The sequence below is a fragment of the Mangrovibacterium lignilyticum genome (assembly GCF_010882175.1).
Classification (GTDB): Bacteria; Bacteroidota; Bacteroidia; order Bacteroidales; family Prolixibacteraceae; genus Mangrovibacterium; species Mangrovibacterium lignilyticum.
The window spans coordinates 50,556-76,755 of sequence record NZ_WKLH01000004.1; the positions used below are offsets into that span (position 1 = coordinate 50,556).

General features: G+C 42.6%; 18 protein-coding genes. 13 read left to right on the forward strand and 5 right to left on the reverse strand.

All coding sequences use genetic code 11. The features are described from left to right. Nucleotides 1-10: 10 nt before the first annotated feature. The 6 genes from GJV22_RS17840 (at nucleotide 11) to GJV22_RS17865 (ending at nucleotide 8,449) form a co-directional block, all read left to right on the forward strand. The gene (locus GJV22_RS17840; protein WP_163717143.1) at nucleotides 11-2,218 is read left to right on the forward strand and encodes a bifunctional alpha,alpha-trehalose-phosphate synthase (UDP-forming)/trehalose-phosphatase; all 2,208 of its coding nucleotides are present in this window, start codon (nucleotides 11-13) and stop codon (nucleotides 2,216-2,218) included. Between the two features lie 116 nt (nucleotides 2,219-2,334). After that, nucleotides 2,335-3,141 carry a toxin-antitoxin system YwqK family antitoxin gene (locus GJV22_RS17845; protein WP_163717146.1) on the forward strand — a complete coding sequence of 269 codons (807 nt, stop codon included), beginning with the start codon at nucleotides 2,335-2,337 and terminating at the stop codon, nucleotides 3,139-3,141. A gap of 5 nt (nucleotides 3,142-3,146) precedes the next feature. Next, entirely contained in the window at nucleotides 3,147-4,784 is a 1,638-nt protein-coding gene (locus tag GJV22_RS17850; RefSeq protein ID WP_163717148.1) for a S8 family serine peptidase, read from the forward strand. A 42-nt stretch (nucleotides 4,785-4,826) separates the two neighbouring features. Next, the gene (gene xseA / locus GJV22_RS17855) at nucleotides 4,827-6,269 is read left to right on the forward strand and encodes an exodeoxyribonuclease VII large subunit (RefSeq protein WP_163717151.1); all 1,443 of its coding nucleotides are present in this window, start codon (nucleotides 4,827-4,829) and stop codon (nucleotides 6,267-6,269) included. Nucleotide 6,270: 1 nt separating this feature from the next. Beyond that, on the forward strand, nucleotides 6,271-6,471 hold the full coding sequence (xseB, locus tag GJV22_RS17860) for an exodeoxyribonuclease VII small subunit (protein ID WP_163717153.1): 201 nt from the start codon (nucleotides 6,271-6,273) through the stop codon (nucleotides 6,469-6,471). 259 nt (nucleotides 6,472-6,730) lie between these two features. Further along, the gene (locus GJV22_RS17865; RefSeq protein ID WP_163717155.1) at nucleotides 6,731-8,449 is read left to right on the forward strand and encodes a DEAD/DEAH box helicase; all 1,719 of its coding nucleotides are present in this window, start codon (nucleotides 6,731-6,733) and stop codon (nucleotides 8,447-8,449) included. 154 nt (nucleotides 8,450-8,603) lie between these two features. On the opposite strand, the gene GJV22_RS17870 is transcribed toward GJV22_RS17865, so the two are convergent. Both GJV22_RS17870 and GJV22_RS17875 read right to left on the reverse strand, forming a co-directional pair. Continuing rightward, complete coding sequence (locus GJV22_RS17870) at nucleotides 8,604-8,855, reverse strand: DNA-binding protein (protein WP_163717157.1); 252 nt, start codon at nucleotides 8,853-8,855, stop codon at nucleotides 8,604-8,606. Nucleotides 8,856-9,095: 240 nt separating this feature from the next. Further along, nucleotides 9,096-12,050, reverse strand: a complete 2,955-nt coding sequence (locus GJV22_RS17875) for a glycoside hydrolase family 3 N-terminal domain-containing protein (RefSeq protein ID WP_163717158.1) — start codon at nucleotides 12,048-12,050, stop codon at nucleotides 9,096-9,098. A gap of 105 nt (nucleotides 12,051-12,155) precedes the next feature. On the opposite strand from GJV22_RS17875, the gene GJV22_RS17880 reads away from it, so the two are divergent. The 3 genes from GJV22_RS17880 (at nucleotide 12,156) to GJV22_RS17890 (ending at nucleotide 15,939) form a co-directional block, all read left to right on the forward strand. Next, the gene (locus GJV22_RS17880; RefSeq protein ID WP_163717160.1) at nucleotides 12,156-13,319 is read left to right on the forward strand and encodes an exo-beta-N-acetylmuramidase NamZ family protein; all 1,164 of its coding nucleotides are present in this window, start codon (nucleotides 12,156-12,158) and stop codon (nucleotides 13,317-13,319) included. Nucleotides 13,320-13,478: 159 nt separating this feature from the next. After that, nucleotides 13,479-14,924: a hypothetical protein gene (locus GJV22_RS17885; protein WP_163717162.1), complete on the forward strand. Its 1,446-nt coding sequence runs from the start codon at nucleotides 13,479-13,481 to the stop codon at nucleotides 14,922-14,924. A gap of 82 nt (nucleotides 14,925-15,006) precedes the next feature. After that, a complete protein-coding gene (locus GJV22_RS17890; protein ID WP_163717163.1) occupies nucleotides 15,007-15,939 on the forward strand; it encodes an endonuclease/exonuclease/phosphatase family protein in 933 nt (310 codons plus the stop codon). Here GJV22_RS17890 and GJV22_RS17895 read toward each other — a convergent pair. After that, complete coding sequence (locus GJV22_RS17895) at nucleotides 15,936-17,348, reverse strand: CCA tRNA nucleotidyltransferase (RefSeq protein WP_163717165.1); 1,413 nt, start codon at nucleotides 17,346-17,348, stop codon at nucleotides 15,936-15,938. The genes GJV22_RS17890 and GJV22_RS17895 overlap by 4 nt on opposite strands. Nucleotides 17,349-17,533: 185 nt before the next feature. Between GJV22_RS17895 and trxA the strand changes: the two genes are divergently transcribed. Then, complete coding sequence (trxA, locus tag GJV22_RS17900) at nucleotides 17,534-17,902, forward strand: thioredoxin (protein ID WP_163717167.1); 369 nt, start codon at nucleotides 17,534-17,536, stop codon at nucleotides 17,900-17,902. 32 nt (nucleotides 17,903-17,934) lie between these two features. Here trxA and GJV22_RS17905 read toward each other — a convergent pair whose 3' ends face one another. Next, nucleotides 17,935-19,227, reverse strand: a complete 1,293-nt coding sequence (locus GJV22_RS17905; protein ID WP_163717169.1) for a UDP-N-acetylmuramoyl-tripeptide--D-alanyl-D-alanine ligase — start codon at nucleotides 19,225-19,227, stop codon at nucleotides 17,935-17,937. 70 nt (nucleotides 19,228-19,297) lie between these two features. Further along, nucleotides 19,298-20,758 (reverse strand): SUMF1/EgtB/PvdO family nonheme iron enzyme, encoded by a 1,461-nt coding sequence (locus GJV22_RS17910; protein ID WP_163717171.1) that lies wholly within the window; start codon nucleotides 20,756-20,758, stop codon nucleotides 19,298-19,300. Nucleotides 20,759-21,075: 317 nt separating this feature from the next. Between GJV22_RS17910 and porU the strand changes: the two genes are divergently transcribed. From porU to ispF, 3 genes are all read left to right on the forward strand, one after another. After that, a complete protein-coding gene (gene porU, locus GJV22_RS17915; RefSeq protein WP_163717173.1) occupies nucleotides 21,076-24,444 on the forward strand; it encodes a type IX secretion system sortase PorU in 3,369 nt (1,122 codons plus the stop codon). 103 nt (nucleotides 24,445-24,547) lie between these two features. After that, nucleotides 24,548-25,723 carry a type IX secretion system outer membrane channel protein PorV gene (porV, locus tag GJV22_RS17920; RefSeq protein WP_238480358.1) on the forward strand — a complete coding sequence of 392 codons (1,176 nt, stop codon included), beginning with the start codon at nucleotides 24,548-24,550 and terminating at the stop codon, nucleotides 25,721-25,723. After that, nucleotides 25,720-26,199, forward strand: coding sequence for a 2-C-methyl-D-erythritol 2,4-cyclodiphosphate synthase (ispF, locus tag GJV22_RS17925; protein ID WP_163717177.1), 480 nt, complete (start codon nucleotides 25,720-25,722; stop codon nucleotides 26,197-26,199). Before porV ends, ispF begins: the two co-directional genes overlap by 4 nt. Nucleotide 26,200: the final 1 nt, after the last annotated feature.

Below are 26,200 nucleotides of genomic sequence, written 5' to 3' on the forward strand. Positions count from 1 at the left end.
AATACAGACTATGAACAAGATTCATATCGTTTCAAATCGATTACCTTTAAGTATTAACCAAGTAAAAGACGAATTTACCTTTACTCCCAGCGTTGGTGGCCTGGCTACCGGTATGCGCTCTATTTACAAAGATTTTGGAGGCCAATGGATTGGTTGGTCAGGTATTCCTTCAGAGGATTTAACCCAAGAACAATTAAACGGAATTGATGAAAAATTAGTTGATGAAAACTGTAAAGCCGTTCATTTGTCGAGCGAAGAGATTAATCTCTACTATGAAGGTTTCAGTAATAATGTCATATGGCCATTATTTCACTATTTCGCACAATACATAGAATACAATGTTGACTACTGGGAGGCTTATAAAAAGGTTAACCAGCGTTTTGCCGACAAAGTTGTGGCGGTTGCCGAAGAAGGTGACACTATTTGGGTGCATGATTACCAGCTGCTGCTTGTTCCGCAAATGATTCGCGAAAAGCTGCCGGATGTTACGATCGGTTTTTTTCTGCATATTCCTTTCCCTTCATTCGAGGTATTCCGAATATTACCTTGGCGGAAAGAGCTTATTTCAGGCATGTTGGGAGCCGATGTAATTGGATTTCATACCTACGATTACGAACGACATTTTTTCAGTTCCGTTCGTCGCCTGCTCGGTTATGAAGTTTCTTTCAATCAAATTCACATGGAAGACCGGATAATTTTGGGAGATGCATTCCCGATGGGGATTGACTACGAGAAATTCAGGTCGAATGCCGATTTGGTCTTCCGGAAATCCTTACCTGAGAAATCAGATCTGCACAAAGAGCTAGAGAAGTATTTTCTGATGGCGCCCGATCGGAAATTGATTCTTTCCATCGACCGATTAGACTATACAAAGGGGATTCCAAACCGGATACGGGCCTTTGAATATTTTCTGGAGCATTATCCGGAGTTTCGCAACCGCGTTACCTTAATCATGCTGGTGGTACCTTCGCGTGCCGAAGTGGAACAATACAAGCTTTTGAAGAGTGAAATTGATGAGTTGGTCGGTCGGATCAACGGGCGTTTTGGCGGAATTAATTATACTCCAATCTGGTATTTTTACCGGGCATTGCCATTCGAAAATTTAATTGAATTGTATAGTTCCTCTGATGTTGCCTTGGTAACACCAGTCCGTGACGGGATGAACCTGGTAGCAAAAGAATACATTGCGTCCCGGGTGAATCAAACCGGAGTCATGGTGATTAGTGAAATGGCCGGCGTAGCGAAAGAGTTGGGCGAAGCTATTATTATCAACCCAAATAACGAACCTGAAATTGCTGAAGCTATTTATCAGGCTCTGACGATGCCGCTGGAAGAACAGCGAGAGCGCATGGCGGTGCTTCAACAACGAATCAGTCGGTACGATGTCTTTAAATGGGCATCCGAATTTGTCGATTCAATGAAGAAAGTACAGACTCTGCAGCAAAACTTTTTGGCCAAAAAGATTACTGCCAATATTCGGAAAGAGTTGGTTACCCACATTCGGACAGCCAAGAAACGAGCTATTTTTCTGGATTATGACGGAACTTTGGTTGGTTTTAAAAACGATCCGCAGGCAGCCAAACCAGATCAGGAGTTGCATGATATTTTAACGGCACTGGAAAGTGATCCGGACAACATGGTTACCATCATTAGTGGACGTGATCGCGAAACTCTGGAACGTTGGCTGGGAGATCACAAAGTAAACCTGATAACAGAGCACGGAGTGTGGTTGCGGCGCATTGGAGAACAGTGGGAAATGATCGAAAACCTGAGTAGCAGTTGGAAACCGTTAATTCGCCCGTTGCTCGAGTCCTATGTCGACCGGACGCCGGGAACTTTTATTGAGGAGAAAAATTACTCGCTCGTTTGGCATTTTCGGAAAGCAGAACCGGAGCAAGGAGAGATGCGCGGCAATGAGTTGAAAGATGAATTGCATAATATGATTTCTAATCATAACCTCGAAATCATGGAAGGTAACAAAGTTATCGAGGTGAAAGCCGGAGGTATCAATAAAGGTGTGGCGGCTATGCGCTTTCTGGCTAATAAACAAGTGGATTGTATTTTGGCTCTGGGTGACGATTGGACGGATGAATACATGTTCCGCGAATTGCCGGAGTCTGCGATTACCGTGAAGGTTGGTTTAAAAAATACTGCTGCTTCATATAAAGTTGAATCGGTTAATTCGGTTCGCCAGCTACTGAAAGCATTGATTGAATAAGCTGTAGATATCAAAATACGACCTAAAGCGGCGTCTGTTTCAGACTCCGCTTTTTTCATTAGTTTTGGTGGTGGAAGGCTTTTGAAAGAGTTTAATAAAAATAAAATCGGATGAGAATGAAAGCAGTAATAACGTCAATTTTACTCGTTTTAATTTGTGTTGGGTCGGTGGTGGCCCAGGATGCTTTGAACCAGATGGATGCTGCAGGACTGAAGCAAGGGCATTGGGAGAAGAAACAAAGTAACGGGAAACTGATGTACAGTGGCGATTTTGAAGATGACTATCCCGTTGGGGAGTGGAAACGCTACCATCAAAATGGGGTCGTGAAGGCACTGATTAACTATCCGGAGAATTCAGACACAGCTTCTGTTACGCTATTTGACGACTACGGGAATAAGGTGGCCGAAGGATTTTATGTGGGACAAGAAAAGGCTGGTCATTGGGAATACTTTGAAAAAGGACGGAAGGTTTCGGAAGAAAATCAGGCCAACGGCAAAAAGAATGGTACCGCCAAAACTTATTATCCAACGGGTGAGCTTTTTGTTGAAACGACCTATGTTGATGGATTGGAAGAAGGAGTTTACAGAGCATATTATAAATCGGGAGAATTGTATTTCGAATGCCAAATGAAGGCCGATAAGCGAGACGGTTTTTGCCAGATTTTCTTTTCGAATGGGGAAATGGAAACCGATGCTTTTTACCTAAAAGGTGTTCGACAGAATGAATGGAAGTATTTTGATGAAACAGGGAAATACAGCTATTCGTTGATCTACGACAAGGGAGTTGTTGTGAACCCTGAGGTGCAGGATAGCATTGAGCAAATTCGGTATCAAAAACTGGATGATAATCGCAATAAAATCGTGGATCCGGAGCAATTTATGAGCGATCCGGTTGAGTACATGATGAAAGAAGGGATACACTAAATTTTATGCGTTCGACTCCAAACATATTGATTTTGGTTTGTATTTGCTTTAGTTCAACATTATCGTGGGCACAAAGCAGTCAAAATTATTATTGGGTAGCTTTTAACGATAAATCAGGCACAAATTATTCCATTGATCGGCCCGGAGAGTTCCTGTCGGCCCGAGCTATTAACCGGCGCGAAAAACAGGGAATCTCAATTGATCAGTCTGATCTTCCGGTTTCGCAAGTTTATATCGACAGCATCAGAACATTTGAGAGCCAGATAATTCAGCAATCCAAATGGCTGAATGGTTGCACTATTCTGGCTGCTTCGGACGTAGCGGGACAGATCGAAGGATTAGGCTTTGTTACTGAAGTGCAACTAACCAAGCCGGCTGTTTTAGCGAAAGGCATGAGACAAAAATGGGCTGATGAGCAATTTTATAGCCAGATAGACACAGCGTTTTATGCCGCTTCGGTCGATCAGGTTAGCCAGTTAAACGGGCAATATTTACACAATCAAAATTATACCGGGAGCGGACTGCAAATTGCCGTGTTTGATGCCGGTTTTTATAAGGTCGATGAATTTGACGCGTTTGCACAATTGTTGACTGACGGTCGCTTATTGGGCACCCGTGATTTTGTATCTCCCGTCAATGATGTTTTTGCTGAGCATACGCATGGTTTAAGTGTTTTATCGACGATGGGCGCTTATTTGCCGGAGCAATTAATTGGTACGGCTCCCGATGCTTCCTACTACTTATTTCGAACCGAAGATTCGTCTTCTGAGTTTTTGATAGAAGAAGACAATTGGATTGCTGCTGCCGAGTATGCCGACTCGCTTGGTGTCGACCTGATCAATTCTTCTTTGGGATATTACGAGTTTGATGATCCTGCAATGAATCACAGCTATGCCGATATGGATGGTGCAAGTACCCGGATAACGCTGGCTGCAGAGATGGCTGTTCAAAAAGGCATGTTAGTTTTTGCCAGTGCGGGTAACGAAGCGAACGATCCGTGGCGCTACCTCATCGCTCCTTCCGATGGTGATTTGGTTGTGGGAGTAGGTGCGGTAAATAAAGAGGGCATTTGGGCACCATTCAGTTCGTTGGGGCCTTCCGCCGATGGTAAAGTGAAACCAAATGTCGCGGCGATGGGCTGGGGCACAGCGTTGATTACGTCTGGCGGTACCGTCGGTTTTTCCAGTGGTACCTCTTTTTCTTCTCCGGTTTTATGCGGAATGGCTGCTTGTTTGTGGCAGTCCAATCCGGATGCTGGTGCAGTACAAATCAAGCAGGCGATTGAGCGAAGCTCAAGTCAATATGCAAACCCGGACTCATTGTTAGGCTATGGCATTCCCGACTTCGAATTGGCAGATCAGTACCTGAAATCAATTTTGTCCGAATCAGAGCTCGATTGGAAGGCTTATCCAAATCCTTTTTACCAGGATTTGTATTTGTATAAGTTTGGAGACATTCAGTCTGAATGGGTTGAGATTAGCGTTGTCAACCTGAATGGGATGGTCGTTTACAAGGAAAAAATTGCCGCAGCCAAGCAGCTATTCCTGTCGAATTTGGCTAACTTACCGCGGGGTTTGTACTTGGCGCGTATTCGTTCGGGATCAGCGCAAACAACCTTGAAATTGGTGAAGGTTGATCGTTAATTCGAGCCTGTCAATTTGAAAAATAAAAAGGCAATTCTGTTTATGAGTAAGATACAACTTTCTTTGTTGGAATTGAACCAACAAATTAAAGGCACACTGGATGATGCATTCGCAACATTGGTTTGGGTGAAGGCCGAAATCAGTGAAATAACGGTCAACAGGACCGGGCATTGTTACCTCGAGCTGGTTGACATGGATCCGTCAGGCAAGGAGGTGTTAGCGCGTGCACGGGCAACAATTTGGTCGTACAGTTTTCGCATGTTGAAACCTTATTTTGAAACAACCACCGGTCAGGCGTTCACCCAGGGAATTAAAATTTTGGTTAGTGCCAAAGTCGAGTTTCACCCGGTGTATGGCATGAGCTTGAACATCCGCGATATTGATCCCAGTTATACCATGGGGGACATGGCTCGAAAGAGACGGGAGATAATTCTGCAATTGCAGGAAGATGGTGTGTTCGACATGAATCGCGAACTGGAGTTGCCATTTGTGCCGCAGCGTATAGCGATTATTTCGTCGCCAACAGCAGCGGGCTTGCAGGATTTTATGAACCAATTGGAGAACAACGAGCGTAATATCCGTTTTTATACGAAATTGTTTCCGGCTGTTATGCAGGGAAATGAAACCGCCGATTCAGTTATAAACGCGTTGGAGCAGGTTTATCAGTATGAAGATTTTTTCGACGTAGTTGCCATTATTCGGGGAGGAGGTGCGCAACTCGATCTGGCTAGTTTCGATCATTATGAGTTGGCCTATCATGTTGCTCAGTTCCCCATTCCGGTGATTACGGGTATTGGTCATGATAAGGACGAGACGGTGATCGATTTGGTAGCGCATACCAAAATGAAGACTCCAACAGCTGTTGCCGAATTTCTGATTAATGGAGCTGAGAATTTCGAACAACTTTTGTTGGATCTTGAAACTCGCTTTGTTGACTTGGTACAGGTGCATTTGCAGGAAGAAAAATCGTACCTGGAACAAGTCGTTCAGCAATTGAAGCAGGGAGTCAAACAGCTGGTTACGGAAGAAGAACACCGATTCAATATAAACAGCCTGCAACTGAAAAACAGTATTCCGCAATATTTGAGAAAGCATAAAGACCGAATTCGCAACTATTCGCAGGAGTTGTCGGTCTCGGGACGAAGTTTATTGAAAGATCAGATGCATGAACTACAAAATAAAACCGGGAATATCACTTATTTTACGCAGCGAATGATGCGTGCAGGAGAGACCAAGCTGAATGAAAGTCGGCATGTGCTGAAAATAAGAATGACGGACGGCTTTCGGCTGCAACAAAATAGACTGGAAGCTTTTGATGTTAAAAACAGGTTGGTCGATCCGGTTCGTGTATTAAGAAGAGGCTACAGCCTGGTCTACAAAAATGGCAAAATCATAAAGTCGGTTGCTGATTTGCAGGAAGGAGACGAACTGCAAACCAGACTGTCTGATGGTAAAGTAACAAGCAAAATCATAAAAAAATCATAGCATGGCACCCAAAAAAGTAAGCTACAAAGAAGCCGTTGAGGAAATTGATGAGATTCTCGAGAAAATTGAGAATGAAGAATTGGATGTTGATGAGCTTTCAGATAAAGTAAAACGTGTATCGGTCCTCATCAAATTTTGCAAAGAGAAATTACACAAAACACAAAGCGAAGTAGAGAACATTTTGAAGGAAATGGAAGAATAAGTTTTGACTACCGATGAAACTTCAAACGGCAATGAATCTCATTGTTGAACGAGCATATCTAAAATAAACGTTAATACTATTCTGTTTCAGAGCGGAACGAGGGCCTTAATTCAGTCATCTTAGGTTTGTAAGAAAATTAGATTACCTTTGCGGCTCAATTTTCTGCATCGATGGCAAGGGGATATTTTGCAAAGTAAGTTTTTTGTCATCAGTGCTATTTGGACCGGAAGGGCGGTTAGCTCTTCAACTTAAATATACGATGATGACATTTGAACAAACGGGTTTAAAACCCGAATTACTGAGCGCCATTTCAGAAATGGGCTTTGAACAACCGACTCCTATCCAGGAAAAAACGATCCCTCACCTCTTAGACAACGACAACGACCTGATAGCTTTAGCTCAAACAGGAACAGGTAAGACTGCAGCTTTTGGACTACCTTTGTTGCATAATGTTGACTTAAACAGTAAAGCTGTTCAGGCTTTGGTGTTGTGTCCAACCCGTGAATTGTGTTTGCAGATTACTCGCGATTTAGAAGCTTTCTCGAAAAACCTGAGAGGTTTTAAAAATATTGCTGTTTATGGTGGTGCCGATATCGGTAAGCAAATCCGCGAACTGAGAAGTGGTGGACAAATTGTGGTTGGAACACCGGGACGTGTACACGACCTGATCCGTCGCAATGTGTTAAACGTGAGCGAGATTCGCTGGTTGGTGCTTGATGAGGCTGACGAGATGTTGACGATGGGTTTCAAAGAAGAGATGGACGCAATTTTGGCAAATACACCTGCCATTAAGCAGACTCTGCTCTTTTCTGCAACCATGCCGGCCGAAATTACGAACATGTCGAAAAAGTATCTGAATAACCCCGAAGAGCTTTCTGTTGGCCGCCGTAACCAAGGATCAGACAACGTGCAGCACCATTATTATGTGGTGCAGGCCCGCGATAAATACGCTACTTTGAAGCGGATTGCCGATAATTACCCGAACTGTTATGCCATTGTTTTCTGCCGTACACGGATGGAAACGCGTGAAGTAGCTGAGCGGTTAATGGAGGACGGCTACAACGCCGATGCATTGCATGGTGATCTGTCGCAGGCACAACGCGACCAGGTAATGGGGCGTTTCCGGAGCAAAAACCTGCAAATGTTGGTAGCAACTGACGTGGCAGCCCGTGGATTAGATGTGACTGAATTGACTCATGTAATTAACTACAGCTTACCGGACGATCCGGAAGTATATATTCACCGTAGTGGTCGTACCGGACGTGCCGGTAAAAAAGGTATTTCGGTTTCTATTCTGCACATGCGTGAAACCGGTAAAATGCGCCAGATTGAAAAAGTATCGAATAAAAAATTCGATCGGAAAATGGTACCGGGAGGTGAAGAGATTTGTGAAGTTCAGCTGATGCATTTAGTTGATAAAGTTGTTCAGACCGAGGTTGATAACAAGCGTATCGATCCTTATTTGGACGCCATTAAAGAGAAGTTCGAAGGCTTAAATAGCGACGAAATATTGAAACGCTTCGTTTCTGTTGAGTTTAATCGTTTCTTGGAATATTACAAGAATGCTCCGGATTTGAATGTACACGAGAGAGAGTCTCGTGGACGTGATCGCGGTGAAAGAGGAGAAAGAGGTGGACGTGGCGGAGATCGTGTGAACTTCTCTCGTTTGTTCATCAATGCCGGTAAAAAGCAAAACCTCAATGCTTCACGCTTATTAGGTGTGATCAACGAAAACCTGAAAAAGAAAAATATTGAAATCGGCAAAATCGATATTCAGCGTAAATTTTCATTCTTCGAAATTGACAGTCGTTACGAGTCTGATTTGATCAATGCCATGAGTAATGCGTCAATGGACGGACATACTTTGAAAGTTGATAAAGTTAGCGGTAATGCTCCAGCAGGTGGTTTCCAAAGCCCAAGAGGAAAGAAAAGAGATTTTTCCGGCTCGGGTAATAATAGCCGTAGAAGGCAACGTTAAGACCAAATTAAACAAAACATAAAGTCAGCGGCTGCAACAGGGTTTTAAAACCGGGTTGCAGCCGTTTTATTTTTACGCAGTTCCCAAAAATAAAGAGGACCATCAGCATTACTAATGGTCCCCGAACAAAAACTAAAAAAATTGAAATTTCGAATTAATGTACATTAGTGAGAAGTTGTTCTGCTCGCTCTAATATCTGTGTGTCGTCTAATAAAACGATTCCTCCATTGGGCCCTGGTTCGACGTGAATTCCAACTGATCTTCCCCGATCATAATTAGCCCCTCCAAAATAATTCCTGACGGTTTCAACTTCCAGGTTAAACTCATTGGCTAACTGGTGAATTGTACCCTCAGGTAAACTGTCTTTGATTTTACGAAGCTCGTTGAAGGTGATTTTTCTCTCCATGGCGGTAAAATTTTATGTGGTTTAAAAATCCATGTTAACTACCCTAAAGTTAGAATTAATAATTTAATAATGTAATAAGGCAGAAGTCTGAGTCAGGAGGAGAACATGGATTTTGGAAAAGTAAAGACAAGTGTAACCTTTTTTGCCTTTCGAAATACCCATCTAATGGGAGGTTGGGAGAATATAACTACTTGAAAAAGATCGAGATGTTAAAAAACATTTTAACAATTTTTAATAATCTCAAATTCCTCGGAACAGGGCGTCGTAAACGACTTGGTGCATGGCGGGACGAATGTTCAGGCGGCTGAGTTTGTTATTATTGCGGGTTGGATAAACCCTGTTGGAAAGAAAGATGAAAAGGATGTTGTATTTAGGGTCCATCCATACAAAAGTCCCGGTAAAACCGGTATGCCCAAAGCTCTCAGGGCTGGCGTCCACCGCAGGGAATGCATTCTCCAGGGTATTTTTGTAATTGTCGATGTAGGGCTTGTCAAATCCCAATCCGCGGCGGTTGTCATTTTTCGGATATTGTACTCTAGTAAATTCCGCGATACTAGTTGAGTCCAGGTATCTAATCCCGCCATAATGACCAAACTGCAGATACATTTCCATTAGTTTTGCTAAGTCGTTTGCATTGCTGAAAATACCGGCGTTGCCGGACACTCCGCCAAGCATGCTGGCCCCTTCATCGTGAACGTATCCCTGAAGCAGTTCGTGACGGAAGGAATCATCCTGTTCCGTTGGGACGATCCGTTTTTGTGGGAAATGCTTATATGCATTGTAAGTAATATTTGAAGCGCCCAATGGAAGGTAAAAGTTTTGTGCTAAATAGCTTTCATAATCCTGATTTGCCAATTCCTGAATAATTTTAGGGAATATCAAAAATCCGAGATCTGAGTAAGTGTATTTAGATCGGGATAATAGCGGAGAATCCTTTATTTCATTGTACATCCGGTTGATGTTGTGATGGTCCATGTACAGATGAGAACTGACACGAATATTGAAATCGTTATCAGGTGTTTCGCGAAAAACAGCCGATCTCAGGTTGCCGTTATTTTTCAGTTCGTTTTGCCAAAAGGGAATCCATGGTTTTAAACGCGCTTGGTGAGACAGAATCTGCCTCGAAGTCATTTTCTCTTTATCTGTTCCTCTGAAAGGAGGCCAATAAAATGAAAATGGCATATCGAGCTTAAATTTTTTTTCGTCGTAAAGTTTTATCAGGGCTGGGGTCGGGCCTGTAATTTTGGTTATTGAGGCAATATCGTACACATCACTTTCAAGAACCGGTTCTTGATCATCATAGGTATGATATCCATAGGCTTTATTCAAAATAACTTTACCATCGACTGCAATAAGTACCTGGCACCCAGGGTAGGCTTGCCGTTCGATGCCCAGCATGACAACACTATCAATTCGATGTTCCAGGTAAGTTGACGATATCTTCACTTCCTCGGGAATGGTATATTTCAGTCGGTCTATCTTTTTTAAATTAAGGCCATCGTTTAGCCGAAAATAAGCATTAACATTTACCGGAAGCTTTCCGTTTGCTTTAATCGATCCGAAAATGGCTTGGGCTGACAGCTCTTCGGTGATGCTGTTTTCCTGGTAGCTCAACAATAGTCCGTCTGCTGTTTCGATGTTTTTGATCTTATCCAAAGCATATGGGTTCCCAAAAACAGAAAGTATAAGTTTTTTATCCTTCAGTTTTTGAATGAGTTCACTCATCCCGGTTGTTGTGCCGTAATTCTTTATCGGTGATAAATTGAGATTGTGAATACCGCATATAACGAGGTTGTAAGGTTTTAGCTGATTGATTAGTTGATTAATCTCGTCAGCAGAGGCTTCCTTGCGAAGGTTGAATAAATCCACTGTCATGTATCGGGCTGCCATTTTTTGAAAAGCGGTTGTTGATGTCTTTCCAAATGAAACGACGGCTACTTGCAGTGTGTCAAGTTTTTGAAGTGGCATCATGTTATCCCGGTTTATCAACACGGTCATGGATTGTTCGTGCAGCAACCGACGGGTTAATTCGTAGCCTGGTTTGTTCAGGTCTTCCTGAATATTAACAGGATCAACTGTTTTTAGACTGTCCAGCTCCATCCATTTTTTTAGGGCTAATATTTTCCGGCAATGCAGATCAATCGCTTTTTCGCTGATCTGATTTTTACGAACAGCTTTGGTAACCTCTAAAATTGCCTCGCTCAGGTCGGGAACAATTTCCAGCATGTCATTCCCTGCTTTCAACGCTAAAACAGCGGCTTCTCCGGGGCTGTGCAGTTTAGTAACTCCCTGCATGTTCATGGCATCGGTGAATACGATTCCCCCAAATCCAAATTCGTTGATCAGTTTTTTTTGAATAATGGCAGGCGATAGTGAGGCCGGAAGTTTCGGGTCTGGCTCCAATGCCGGAACTTGAATGTGGGCTGTCATAACTCCGCCAATACCTTCCTGAATAAGTTCCTTGAATGGATACATTTCGACTTGATCTAAGCGTGATTTATCATGCTTAATAACCGGAAGGCCGATATGTGAGTCAACGTTGGTGTCGCCATGTCCCGGAAAATGTTTGGCTACCGCGAGTAGTCCGACATCTTGCATTCCTTTGGCGTATAGCCACGCTTTTTTTGCTACGTTTTCCGGGTTTTCGCCAAAGCTTCGGTAGTTGATCACAGGGTTGTTGGGGTTATTGTTGACATCGCTGACCGGCGCAAAATTGATGTGGACACCCATTCTTCTGAATTGTGTTCCAATCTCACGCCCCATTTGGTAAATCAGGCTATCTTCCTGGATAGCTCCCAATGCCATTTGAACGGGATAGCGTGGTGTGTCTTTTAGCCGGAATGCCGGCCCCCATTCGCCATCAATCGCGATTAGTAATGGGATTTTGCTTGCTTCCTGAAATTGATTCGTCAATTCAACCTGCCGAGGTGCTGTTCCTTGCATAAAAATTATACCACCAACCTGGTGATTTCGAATATCAGCTAAAACCGCATCAGCTGTTTTCCCTTCCGTGCTGTATGCCTGAACAATAAACAACTGCCCGATTTTTTCATCCAGACTCATGTGATCAATCAAACTGTCGACCCAAGCGTCATGCAAATGGTCGAGAAATTTGGGCTTTGTTTGTGCGGTGGAATATGAGGTTGAAAGGCAAAAAATCACTACTACAACTAGTGCTCTGCTAAGGTATTTCATAGTTCTCTGTTTTCACTGTCAAATTTAATAAAGAATAATTGAATGGGGAAAATCCGAAGCTTTTATACACGAATTATTACATTCGTAGAAAACAAACGAATTGATATGAAGTTGCTATTATTAAGTCTTTTATTTTTTGCGGCCTCGTGCACGGTTGATGCTCAAGCGATCTTATGTGGAGCTGACCAGCCCAGTGAATATTTGGGCTTGTTAGAAGGGAAAAAAGTTGGCCTTGTTGTGAATCAAAGTTCGCAAGTTGGCGATCAGCATTTGCTCGATTTTTTACTTGATAATGGGGTGGCTGTTCAATCGATATTTTGCCCGGAACATGGTTTTCGAGGCGATGCTGATGCTGGAGAAGAAGTTGGTGATCAGAAGGATGAGAAAACGGGCTTGCCGGTCATCTCTCTTTACGGCAAAAATAGAAAGCCGACATTAGCGCAATTGGCTGGTTTGGATGTGTTGGTGTTCGATATTCAGGATGTTGGTGTTCGGTTCTATACATATCTCAGCACATTGAATTATGTGATGGAAGCCTGCGCCGAAGAAGATTTGTCTTTGTTAGTTCTGGATCGGCCCAATCCCAATGGTGATTATGTTGCCGGACCAATATTGAAGCCTGAGTTTAAATCATTTGTGGGCATGCATCCGATTCCTGTCGTTCATGGTTGTACTTTGGGAGAACTGGCACGCATGATCAATGGCGAAGGATGGTTGGAAAATAGTGTTGCCTGTCGTTTGACGGTTATCCCGGTTCAAAATTATACCCATCAAGCAGCCTATTCTTTGCCCATAAAACCGTCCCCGAATTTGCCCAACGATCTATCTATTCGGTTGTATCCGTCACTTTGCTTTTTCGAGGCAACAAACATGAGTATCGGGCGTGGTACTTACTTTCCTTTTCAGGTCATCGGTTATCCGGATCCGAAAATGGGAGAATTTCAGTTTACTCCGGAGAGTATTGCGGGCATGGCCAAGAATCCCAAACAGGAAGGGAAGATCTGCTATGGTGTGGACTTACGGGATGCAAGTTTATCTCATCGGTTTAGTCTTGAATATTTTTTGAGGTATTACCATCAATTCAATAATGAAGCCGATTTTCTGAGTTCTGCTAAGTGGTTCAACTTGCTGGCTGGAACCGATGAACTGTTAAAAATGATTCGTTCCGGTGCCGATTGGCCCGAAATTGAAGCCTCATGGGAAGGGGAGCTGGACTCATACAAGAGCATGCGGAAAAAATATTTGCTGTACTCTGATGTTGTCGATTAACGTCGAGGTCTTTCTTTGTATCGACTGCTGATATTAAATTAAAGGTAAATTGATTACGGAATTCTTTGGATTAAACAAAACTGTTAAAAAATGTGAAAATCATTTTGTACTTTAGCATACTACCGACAGGGAAAATCTCGTTAAACCTAAAAGAGTTGTTTGAGAAAAATCGCCTACATATGCCTTGTTATCTTTTCGTTGGGTTACCTGGTTTCCTGCGAAGATGAAAAGTACCTGTCTGCAACCGATGCAAAGTTGATTTTTTCAGTCGACACAGTTATGTTTGATACTATTTTTACCACTGTCGGATCTACTACACAGCATCTCAAGATTTACAATCCCTATGATCAGGCCATATTAATTTCGAGCATTCGTTTACACGGGAACGGCGATTCAAAATTTCGGTTGAACATCAATGGCATTTCATCGGACGAATTGTTTGATGTGGAACTTCCGCCCAAAGACAGCATTTATGTGTTTGTTGAGGTTACAATCGATCCGATGGGAGATGATCAGCCAATAATCGTTAAAGATTCAATCGAATTTATTACCAATACGAATTTGCAGCACGTTAACCTGGTAGCCTGGGGGCAAGATATTGAACTTGTAAAAGATCCGATTTTGCAATCCACAACCTGGACGGGTGAAAAGCCTTACGTCGTATATGAGAATATCAGTGTTGAGGAAGAAGCCACTTTGACCGTCGATCCTGGTGCTCGTGTCTATTTTCATCAGGGGACGGGTTTATATGTGAAAGGTAAGCTCCTGGTGAACGGTACGCTCGAAAAGCCGGTTGTTTTCCAAGCTGATCGGTTGGAAGATGTCTACAAGGATGTACCGGATCAATGGAACGGCATTTTGCTGTATTCCGGTAGTCATGACAATGTGTTGAGTTACGCTGAAATTAAGAATGCCAACATTGGCCTTCAAGTCGGGAATATTGAAAATGATGGATCTGCTTCTGTGAGCATTCAAAATACAAAAATATACAACCATGCTTACGCCGGTATTTTTGCTCTCAAATCGAAAATTACAGCTTATAATTCTGTGATTTACAATTGTGGCTTTTATGCTGCTGCATTATTGATTGGAGGCGAGTACGAATTTTACCATACAACGATTGCGAATTACTGGGGGGGCTATTCCACGCGCACCCGCACAACTTCTTCATTGATGATTTCTGATCATGTCGTCGTGGAACAGGCGAACGGCAGTAATGTGACTTTTTCCGGCGATCTAACGAAAGCTTACTTTGCCAATAGTATTGTTGCCGGAAATATTATCACCGGAAATGAATTAGAACTCGCAAGTTTAGGAGAACTGGAATTCAATTATCACTTTGATCATTGCTTGCTGCAACTGGCCGATACATTTAGTGTCGAAAATCCCACTTATTACAGTGATGTTCTAAAGAATGCGCTGCCCAGGTTCAAAGATCCGTATGTTAAAATGAATTTTGAACTCGATACCCTTAGCGATGCTAAAGACGCTGGTCTTTCTGAAATCGGTCGACTCTTTCCTCATGACATTCTCAATCAAAACAGAACCTTGGATGCGGCTCCCGATCTTGGTGCTTACGAAAGAGTGGAAGAAAGTTCAAACTAGTATTTTCATTCTTATTATAGCGGGTTTTTTCGGTAGGAATTGCGTTGCCCAGAATTCTCCTCCGGATCGTTCCATTTCCGTTATGTTTTATAATGTTGAAAATCTTTTCGACGCGGAAAATGATCCTGTGACCGAAGACGATGAATTTTGTCCGGGAGGAATGCGGAACTGGAATAATTATCGGCTGAAAGTAAAGCTGAACCAAATTTCGAAGGTAGTAATGGCGGCTAATGGTTTTGAACCTCCGGTTATAATTGGTTTGTGTGAGGTTGAGAATCGGCACGTATTGGAACGTTTACTTAGCCAAACTCCACTTGGGCGGTTCAATTATCGGATTGTCCATAAAAATTCACCCGATAAGCGCGGAATTGATGTTGCAATGTTGTACCGTGCTGATAAACTGGTGCCACTTCGGTACAAATATCATCCGTTGATTGATGGCGGCGGAGATACTTTGAGCTCCCGTGAAATACTTGAAAGCTCCTTTGGCACGGCCAACGATACGTTGCATGTTTTGGTGAATCATTGGCCATCGCGTTATCGGGGTCAAGCTGAAACAGAATCCGACCGGTTGTTGGCTGCAACACAATTGAGAAACGTGGTCGAGTCTATTTATAGAAAGGAACCCAAGGCTAAGATTATCATTCTGGGGGATTTTAATGATCAGCCGGATAATGCCAGTTTAAAAAATGGACTGAACGCTGTTGTCACGGATCACCCCGAGCAAGAAGGTGAGCTGGTCAATCTTTCTGCACAATGGAAGCCAAAGGGAACATTAAAGCATCAGCAAAGTTGGCAGATTTTTGACCAGATCATAGTTTCTGATTTTCTGCTTTCCGGGGAAAAATTGAGTTGTACTCCGGCTGACACACACATTGTTGAATTCCCCTTTTTATTCGAGGAAGATTCGCGCTGGGGTGGAAAACGTTTGTTTCGCACCTATCGCGGCTACCGGTATACCGGTGGCTTTTCCGACCATCTTCCGGTGGTGTTGCGAATTCACACAATAAATTAAGACTGAACAGGAGTTAATCCCATTTCGGAAGCGATCTTTAACATGAACGCAAACGCCTCATCGTGATTGTTGTGTATTTCTCCCTCCAGAATAGCTTCTTTGATGGCATTTTTGATTACACCGACTTCCCGACATGGTTGCAGTGCAAAGGTTTCCATGATTTCCTCGCCCGAGACAGGGGGCTGGAAATTGCGAACGTGATCCCGTTCTTCCAGGTCTTTCAGTTTCTCGCGAACCAGTTGAAAGTTTTTCATGTACCTTTTTACTTTCTCCGTATTTTTCGAGGTAATATCGGCTTCGCAAAGAGTCATGAGATCATCGATATCATCGCCGGCTTCAAAAAGTAATCGTCGAACAGCAGAGTCAGATACTTCTTCTTCCGACAATACAATCGGGCGCATGTGCAATGAAACCATTTTCTGAATGTATTTCATCTTTTCATTCATGGGCAGTTTCATCCGCCGAAATAAGCCGGGAATCATTTTCTCTCCAATGTGATTGTGGGCATGGAAAGTCCATCCAATTCCGGGAACGAATCGTTTCGTTCTTGGTTTGGCAATGTCGTGCAGCAAAGCCGACCAGCGTAACCACAGATTGTTGGTGTTGGGCACAATGCGATCCAGTACTTCCAGTGTATGGTAGAAATTATCTTTGTGTGCTATTCCGTTTCGTTGATCAATTCCCTTCATCTTATGGAGCTCAGGAAAGATCAAGGGGAGCAGGCCCGTTTTATCAAGCAGTTTAAACCCGATTGATGGCTTGTCCGAAAGAATAATCTTATTGAGTTCTTCGATGATTCTTTCCTTGGAGATGATTTCGATCCGTTCTTTAAAATCAGAAATAGCCTGAAGTGTTTCATCTTCAATTCTGAAATTTAGCTGGGTTGCAAATCGAATCGCCCGCATCATTCGCAGCGGATCATCAGAGAATGTGATGCCCGGCTCAAGAGGAGTACGGATGATTTTCTTTTTCAGATCCCCTATGCCGTCGAATGGATCAATCAGGTTTCCAAAATTGTCCTTGTTCAGACAAATGGCCAGTGCATTTATTGTGAAATCTCTACGTTGTTGATCATCTTCCAGGGTGCCGTCTTCAACAATTGGTTTTCTTGAATCCCGGTTGTATGATTCCTTTCGGGCTCCCACAAATTCAACTTCCCAATCGGCACTTTTTATCATAGCCGTTCCGAAATTTTTGAATACGCTCACTGGTGTTTTGGGCCCCAAACGTTTAGCAACACGTTTGGCTAATTCAATCCCGCTTCCCAGGGTTACAACGTCAATGTCTTTGGAATTTCGTTTGAGAATTAGATCTCTGACAAAACCACCGATTACAAAACAAGCTTGTCCTAACTGGTCAGCTTCTTCTGAAATAACAGTAAATACAGGGTGTTTTAAATGCTCTCTCATGAATCAACAACTAGCTGTTTTAAACGATCATAAAGGATTAATATGTCATTTTGTTTAAAACCGTGACAAAATTACAATTATTTCCCTAGTATGAACTGGAAATAAAGTTTTAAATTTAATGGCATGACAATTGATATTTAGATATCTAAAAAAGTATATATTTGTATTCATTTAAAGTATGAGCTATGTTAGAACATTTGACCAAAGAAACATTTAAAGAGAAAGTCTTCAATTTTGAACTCAATAAAGAATGGAAATACGAAGGTGATAAACCTTGTTTGATTGATTTTTACGCCGACTGGTGTGGACCATGTAAAATGGTTGCTCCTATTTTGGACGAGTTACAGAAAGAATATGGTGACAACCTACATATTTACAAAGTTGATACCGAAGATCAACAGGAATTAGCCGGAATGTTTGGTGTTCAAAGTATCCCATCGTTACTGTTTGTTCCGGTTGACGGACAACCACAGATGGCCCAGGGGGCACTTCCTAAAACAACTTTTGAACAAGCTATTTCGGAAGTTCTGAAGGTTGAAAAGCCGGTTTTATAAGAAATTTAATTTAGTGAGTATTGGTCTCTGTATTAAAGATGATCCAAAATCTTTTCGAGGTGAATACCTCGGGACCCTTTAATCAGGATCAAGTTACTTTTCATTTGTTTTTGTTGAAATAGGTATTTTGCGAGAAGTTCGATTGATTCGAACTTCTTTGCTTTTGTAGCGGTTTCAACCTGGCAAAAACTGGGTCCCACCAGGTAGATGTCGTCAAAATCCTGTTCGGTTAAGAAGTCAGCAATTTTCTGATGTTCTTCCTTTGCATATTCGCCCAATTCGAGCATGTCGCCCAAAATCACAGTTTTAGAGGAGTGATTGATTTTTTTGAAATTTTCCAACGCTGCCAACATGCTTGTCGGGTTGGCATTATAGGCATCCAATATGATGCGGGTGGCACCATGCTGAATGAATTGTGAACGGTTGTTGGTAGGAACGTATTTCTCAACCGACTTTTGAATGAGTAGGGGATCAATGTCGAAATACAAACCCACACGCGCAGCGGCCATGATGTTTTCAAAATTGTAGGAGCCGACTAATTTGGAACGAAAGTAAAGCCAGCCTTTCGGAAACAGAATCTTGGCTGTCAGAAAATAAGAGGATCCCTCGGATTCGCCTTTTAATTGTGCTTTGTCGCTTGTTCCGTAACTCAAGTGTTCCAGTCCTTCAGCTTGTTTAAGTAGTAACTCGTTATCAGCGTTAATGAAGCATTTCCCGTTGTTTGACCTTAGGAAATCGTACATCTCCGACTTTGTTTTGATCACTCCTTCAAACGATCCAAAACCTTCGAGGTGAGCTTTACCCATATTTGTCACCAGTCCGAAATTTGGTTCTGCGATTTTACAGAGTTCAGCAATTTCGCCCGGATGATTGGCTCCCATTTCAATAACAGCGATCTGGGTTTCTTCGGTCATTCGGAGCAAGGTTAGCGGCACTCCAATGTGGTTGTTTAAATTCCCTTGGGTGAAAGTGACGCTGAATCGATTCTTCAGAACTGTTGCAATCAGTTCTTTGCTGGTCGTCTTACCATTTGTGCCGGTAATTGCCAGCACCGGTAATTTTAGCGTCCTCCTGTGTAGATTCGCTAAATCCTGCAAGGTAGATAAGACATCGTCAACCAATATTATTTTGGGATCATTGGCGTACTTCGGATTATCGACTACGGCATATTCAGCACCTTTTTGAAGAGATTCAGCTGCAAATTGATTCCCGTCAAAATTATGACCTTTTAACGCGAAAAATATACTGTTCTCCAGAATATGGCGACTGTCTGTTGAAATTGTTGGATATTTTTTGAAAAGTTCGTAGAGTTCTGATGTATTCATAGGGGTATAAAAAAAATAAAACCTCATTGCAAAAATGAGGTTTTTATCTGTTATATCAATTTGTTTCGAATTAAAATCCTTGCGGGCTTCCGACACGGGTCATCGCACAGCGGAATCCAAGGTCGTTTGTCGATTCTGTTTGATCTTTGTAACGACGTGTTCCCGGGACCATCCAATAAGGGCGATCTTTCCATGAACCACCTTTGTAAACACGTATCTTGTCGGTTATTAAAGATGTGAATCCTCCGTCAGTACCGTCTGACTGGACATACATGTTTTCAGTATTCAGGTTGTCTTTTTCCATATTCCAGTCTTGGCCTTCAATAATTTGAGATTGATAATCTCCATCCTGGAAATTGCGGAAGTCAGCGACTGTATCAACCAACAATTCACCAAACTCATCACGCATTAGGTTTCCGCTTTCATCCTGACGATATTTGGTGTAAACAGTTCCGCGGAATGGTTGGAACTCGTTTACTTCTTCCTGAGAAAGAGGACGGTAAACATCGGCGACCCACTCGTTAACGTTACCCGCCATACAATACAAACCAAAGTCGTTTGGATTATATGAATTTACGGGAGCTGTAATATCTGCATTATCATTTAACGCACCCGCCATACCCATCATATCACCACGTCCACGAACGAAGTTGGCATTCATTTGTCCACGTTCTCTGCGGCTATCGTCGCGTAAATAGCTTCCGTTCCAAGGATATAGTTTGCGTTCTGTCAACAATTCACCATCTGTATTACCGATTAAGCCGTAAGCAGCGTATTCCCACTCAGCCTCCGTTGGAAGGCGATAGTCGGGAAGTAAAATACCATCTTCCCAACGTATTTTACGAGCGTTTCCACTGGCATCTTCAATTGGTTTCTCGCCTTGAGTACCTTCGTACATTCCTGCGAGATAAGTTTCTGTTGTAAATACATTTTGACCGCCTTGGGTGGCATCGTGCGCTAAAACACCGCGATTAATCAATAGTTGTTCGTTTACACGATCGGTACGCCATTTGCAATAAGCAGTAGCTTGTTCCCAGTTTACACCAACTACCGGATACTTACTATATGCCGGGTGACGCAAGTAGTTATCAAGGTAGGGTTCGTTGTAGGCCAACTCTTCACGCCAAACCAGCGTGTCAGGCAGTGCCTGCAAATATCTTTCGCGACTTTCCGGGTAAACTCGTTGGATCCAGAATAGATATTCCCGGTAATCAACGTTTGCAACTTCAGTCTCATCCATATAAAAAGAAGCAACAGTTACACGGCGGGGTATGTTGTTCCAATCGTACATAACATCTTGCTCTACACGTCCCATCGTGAAAGTACCGCCTTGAATGAATTTTAATCCAGGCCCGGCAAATTGTGCATAATCTGCATCGTTTTGAAAACCTCCGTTTTCAGGGTTATTATATTCCCAGCCAGTTGTGTTTGAAGAATTTTTATTGCTAAATCCACCTCCATCTTTCTTAAACAGACTACAACTGGCGAAGAGCACGGTCAAACCCACGAATAATATGGCCTTAAATTTCATCTTTCTGAATTTTCAGTTTGGTTTATTCTCGACAAATATAATTAAATAGTTCAAGTTGAATTGAACAGCTTTTAGAACTTTGATCTAACGCTGCAATGCTTATTCTTATTGTATGCTTGCTGTCTTTTGTCGTAAAAAGATTAAGGCATACGAAGATTTTAGCTTTCCTGAAATAAACACAGCACAAACTCGTTATTAGTCAGGAATTGTTAAATTGCCGCATGAGAAAAACGCTCCTTCCGATAATATTATTGCTTCTGTGCATAAATCTTTTAGGAATCTGTCCTCTTTTTGGCAGTTTGCCTCAAGATCGGGCAATGACAGGATTATCGCTTGCAGATCAAACGACTCCAGAGCGCTTTTCTGCAGCAGTCCAAACTAGAAATGGTATCGCGGATTGGGTTTCCTCGTCAGTATTGGCAAGTGGAAAATGGGTGAAAGTTAAAGCTGAAAAGCGGGGAATTTATAAAATCAGTTTCAATACGCTGCGAAGCTGGGGATTTAATGAACCGGCTTCTGTTTGTTTATACGGGAACGGTGGTTACATGCTTTCAAAGTTGAATAGTGATCCCACGATAGACGACCTGCAACAAAATCCGGTGTGGTACGGTAAAGATGCCAGCAATGCAGATTGTCTGTTTTTCTATTCGTCAGGAACTGTTGAATGGACGTATTACAAATCGGTTGATGCGTTCAAACACATTGGAAATGATTATTCGGATGTCACCTATTTTTACTTGTCCGATCAGGGAACACCAATGGAAGTGCCGGAACTGCCGGAAGAAACTTCCAGTTATACAGATAATGTGACGACCTTTTTGGATTATCAGCTTTATGAAGTTGATCAGGAGAACTTGATACAATCCGGGCGACGGTGGTTTGGAGACCGATTTCAAAACGGGCAATCACGGCAATACAGCTTTACCGTGAATAATCCCGTGACCAGTGAGCCATTCAATATATATACTGAAACCGCAGGTCGGTCTTCTCAGAGTTCGTCTTTTTCTGTTTATTACAATGGCGCATTACGAGCCTCTGTGGGGATGGTTGCTGTTGATACCAGCGATCCGATCGGACAATATGCTAATGTTGGACAGGTTCGAACCTTAGTGTCCAATCCGGACGTTTCGAGTGTTTTGGGATTTGACTATGGGGCATCGAATAGTTCGGCTGTTGGTTGGTTGGATTATATTGAACTCAATGCATACAGATACCTGGAGATGGATGGCTCGGTGCTAAATTTCAGGGTACCGCAAAGTGTTGGTGTTGGAAAAGTAAGTCGCTTCAATTTGAGTAATGCAAGTGATAATTTGCAAATCTGGGATGTGACTGACTATTTGAGTCCCAAAACGGTGTCATACACGAACCAGACGGCTTTGACACAATTCACCTTAATAACAGACTATTTGAGGGAGTTTGTTGCTTTTTATCCCAATGGAACGATTCCTGAAGCCGAAAAGGTTGAAGATATCTCAACTCAAAATCTGCATCAAATGGATATTCCGGATATGATTATTATTAGTCATCCTGATTTTTTGAGCAGCGCTGAAGAACTGGCATCTTTTCACTTTGAAAAAGATCAGATGCAAATCGCGATTGTTGAACCGGAACAGATTTACAATGAATTTTCATCGGGAATGCCAGATGTTGCAGGGATCCGCAATTTCTTGCGCTTCTGCTACAATAAATCAACTGATGAATCAGGGCGATTGAAATATGTGTTGTTTTTAGGTGATGGCTCATATGATAATAAAAATATATTGGGTGAGGGGTTGAATTTTATTCCCACCTATCAATCAGAGAATTCGTTATTGCCGACAGCCTCATTCGTTTCGGACGATTTTTTTGTTTTGCTTGATCCGGAGGAAGGGGAGTACAACGGATTAATTGATTTGGGCGTTGGACGAATTCCCGCAAAAACAGAAGAGGAGGCGCAGGTTGTTATCAATAAGATAAAAAACTACGTTAGTTCTGCTGCCTTGGGTGAATGGCGAAATGTTATTTGTTTTATTGCTGATGATGAGGATTCGAATGCGCATGTTTCGCAAGCAGATCGTTTAGCGACGATTGTCAATACTGATATGCAGGCTGTGGCAACGAGTAAAATTTATTTTGATGCCTTTACCGAGCAATCAACACCGGCAGGAGATCAATATCCGGAAGTTACGACGGCAATTAACAGCAGGGTGAAAGATGGCGTATTGGTGCTGAATTATACCGGACATGCCAACGAAACGGCTTTGGCTGCTGAGAAAGTGCTCGGAGTTCAGGATATTGACGAGTGGACCAACTACAATAAACTACCGGTTTTTGTGACCGCAACCTGCGAGTTTAGCCGATTCGATGGGGAGGAGCAGTCGGGAGGGGAGCACATTCTTTTTAATCCCAACGGTGGTGGCGTAGCGCTCTTTAGCACGACCCGAGTCGTGTATTCGAACCCGAATTTTGTATTAAACAGCGAGTTCTATAATCAGCTTTTTAAACGCGATGCAGATGGTAATTACTTGCGGATGGGAGATGTGATGAAACAGACCAAGAATGCTGTGTCGACTGGGATAAACAAACGAAATTTCATGTTTTTGGGAGATCCGGCACTTCGGTTGGCAATACCAAAATACAATGTTGTTACGCGGACAATCAATGGTGTTGATCCTGCGATGCTGATTGAGCCGATTGGTGCGCTGTCGAAAGTAGTGGTTACCGGTGAGGTGGTTGATGGAGACGGAATTCTTATGAGCGATTTTAACGGTGAGCTGGTTCCGGTCGTCTATGACAAGGAAATGACTGCCGAAACATTGGGGAATGCAGGGCAAACACCTTTCGAATATAATGTTCGAAACAACAGGATTTACAGCGGTGTTTCCTCTGTGAAAAATGGTCAGTTTGAGTTTACATTCATTGTTCCAAAGGATATTTCCTACGCCGTTGGAACAGGGAAGATTCTATATTATGCCAGCAACGATAGTATTGATGCGCATGGGGCGAACTCTGAGTTTATCATCGGGGGCAATTCGGGGAACGAAGTCTCCGATATGGAGGGCCCGAAGATGGAACTTTATTTAAATAATCCAACTTTTCAATCCGGCGATCAGGTTGGTATAAATTCACTCTTATACCTGAACTTGACCGATGAAAGCGGCATTAATACTTTAGGGACGGGCATTGGGCACGATATAACAGCAGTGCTGGATGGTGATTATTCCAATGTGATTGTTTTGAATGACTATTACCTGGCCGATCTGGATAGTTACACTTCGGGAACACTGGTTTATCCGATGAGTGGATTAACAGTTGGAGAGCATACCCTGACTATAAAAGTTTGGGATGTGATGAATAACTCAACTGAAGTAACGGTTCATTTTGTTGTTAGTGAGGATTTACAGATTGACGATGTCATTTGTTATCCCAATCCAATGTCGGAATACACCCGGTTTAAAATTATTCACAACCGACCGGGAGAAGTTTTCGATGCCCAAATCGAATTTTTTGATTCGCGAGGAAGTATCATAGATATTCTGAAAGAGAAGTTAATTTCGGAGGGAACAGAAACCGAGCCGGTCTTGTGGCAGCTTTCAGACAGACAGGTACTTGTTCGAAGTGGTTCGTGTTATTACAGGGTTGTTATGACCGGTTCAGATGGCACTTCTTCCAGTAAATCTGGAGTCTTGATTATTTTGAGAAGATAAGCGTTGAGATTATACTTTTTAGGGACAAATTTCGTTTCATAAGTTAAAAGTCCGATTTAATTCAAAAATATATCTTTGCAGCACAATCTATAAAATGAAAAAAATGAGAGGTCAATTGGTGTTGACGATACTTGTGGTGGCCCTTTTGTTAGGTACCGGCAGGTCTTTCGCTCAAAGTTCTACATCAGGGTCGAATGTGGTTTCGACAGCTGTTCCGTTTTTAACAATTGCTCCCGACTCCCGGGCCGGTGCAATGGGGGATGCAGGTGTTGCAACTTCACCCGATATGAATTCGCAGCACTGGAACCCCGCGAAATATGCATTTATCGAAACAGATTTGGGAGTAGCCTTGTCATATTCTCCCTGGTTAAGAAACCTGGTCGACGATATTAATCTTGCTTATTTGTCTGCTTTTAAGCGCATTGATGACCAGCAGGTTGTGAGTGCTTCTCTACGGTATTTCTCATTGGGTGGGATTACTTTTCGCAACGAATACGGGGAACTACAAGGACAGCAAAATCCGAACGAGTTTGCTTTTGATATGGGCTATACCAGAATGTTATCAGAGAAGTTTTCGGGATCAGTTGCACTGCGGTATATTCGTTCCGACCTGACCGGTGGAATGCCTGTTGGAGGAGTTGAGTCTCATGCCGGAAATTCATTCGCTGCCGATATTGCATTTTATTATCGCAACGAGATGCGCCATAATCGTCAAAATTCAGTTTTCTCTGCGGGTGTTAACATTTCAAATATTGGTAGCAAAATCTCTTATACCGACGGGGAAACGAAGGATTTTATTCCTACCAACTTGCGGTTAGGGGTTGCTTACGAAATGGAACTGGATCAATATAATTCATTGAACTTTGCAGTAGACCTCAACAAGTTGTTGGTTCCAACTCCAAATGCCCAGTCTATTACCGATGATAATGGCGTAATTGTTGGTGGCGGTTTTAGCCAGGATAAATCTGTGATTGGAGGTATCTTTAGCTCTTTTTCGGATGCTCCGGGCGGATTCAAGGAAGAAATGCAAGAGATCACGGTATCTTTAGGTGTTGAATATTGGTACCAAAACCAATTTGCACTACGTGCGGGATATTTTCATGAAAATGAAAACAAAGGTAACCGCAAGTATCTGACTGCCGGTGCAGGCTTTAAATTGAATGTGTTTACATTAGACTTCTCATATTTATTTCCAACACAGCGGAATCATCCATTGGAGAATACCTTGCGTTTCTCTCTGGCATTCGATTTCGATCAATTAAGCGGCAAAAGAAGATGATAATAAGAGTAGGGCTCGGCTATGACGTACATAGTCTGGCAGAAGGTGAAAGTCTGTGGATTGGCGGCATCCTTGTTCCGCATACCAAGGGAACGGTTGCACATTCTGATGGTGATGTGTTGATTCATGCCATATGCGATGCGATGTTGGGAGCTGCAAAATTGCGTGACATCGGGTATCATTTTCCGGATACTTCGTCGGATTTTAAAAATGTAGACAGTAAGATTTTACTTCGGAGATGTAAAGAACTGATAGCCGAAAAAGGCTATGAAATCGGTAATATTGATGCGACCATTGCTGCTCAAAAACCGAAGTTAAAAGATTTTATTCCAGCTATGGAGGATAAGATGGCAGAAGTGCTCGATATTGAAGCTGACGCCGTTTCAGTAAAAGCCACAACCACTGAGAAATTAGGGTTTGAAGGCCGACAAGAAGGGATTTCAGCCTATGCAGTCGTATTGATTCAAAAGACATAAC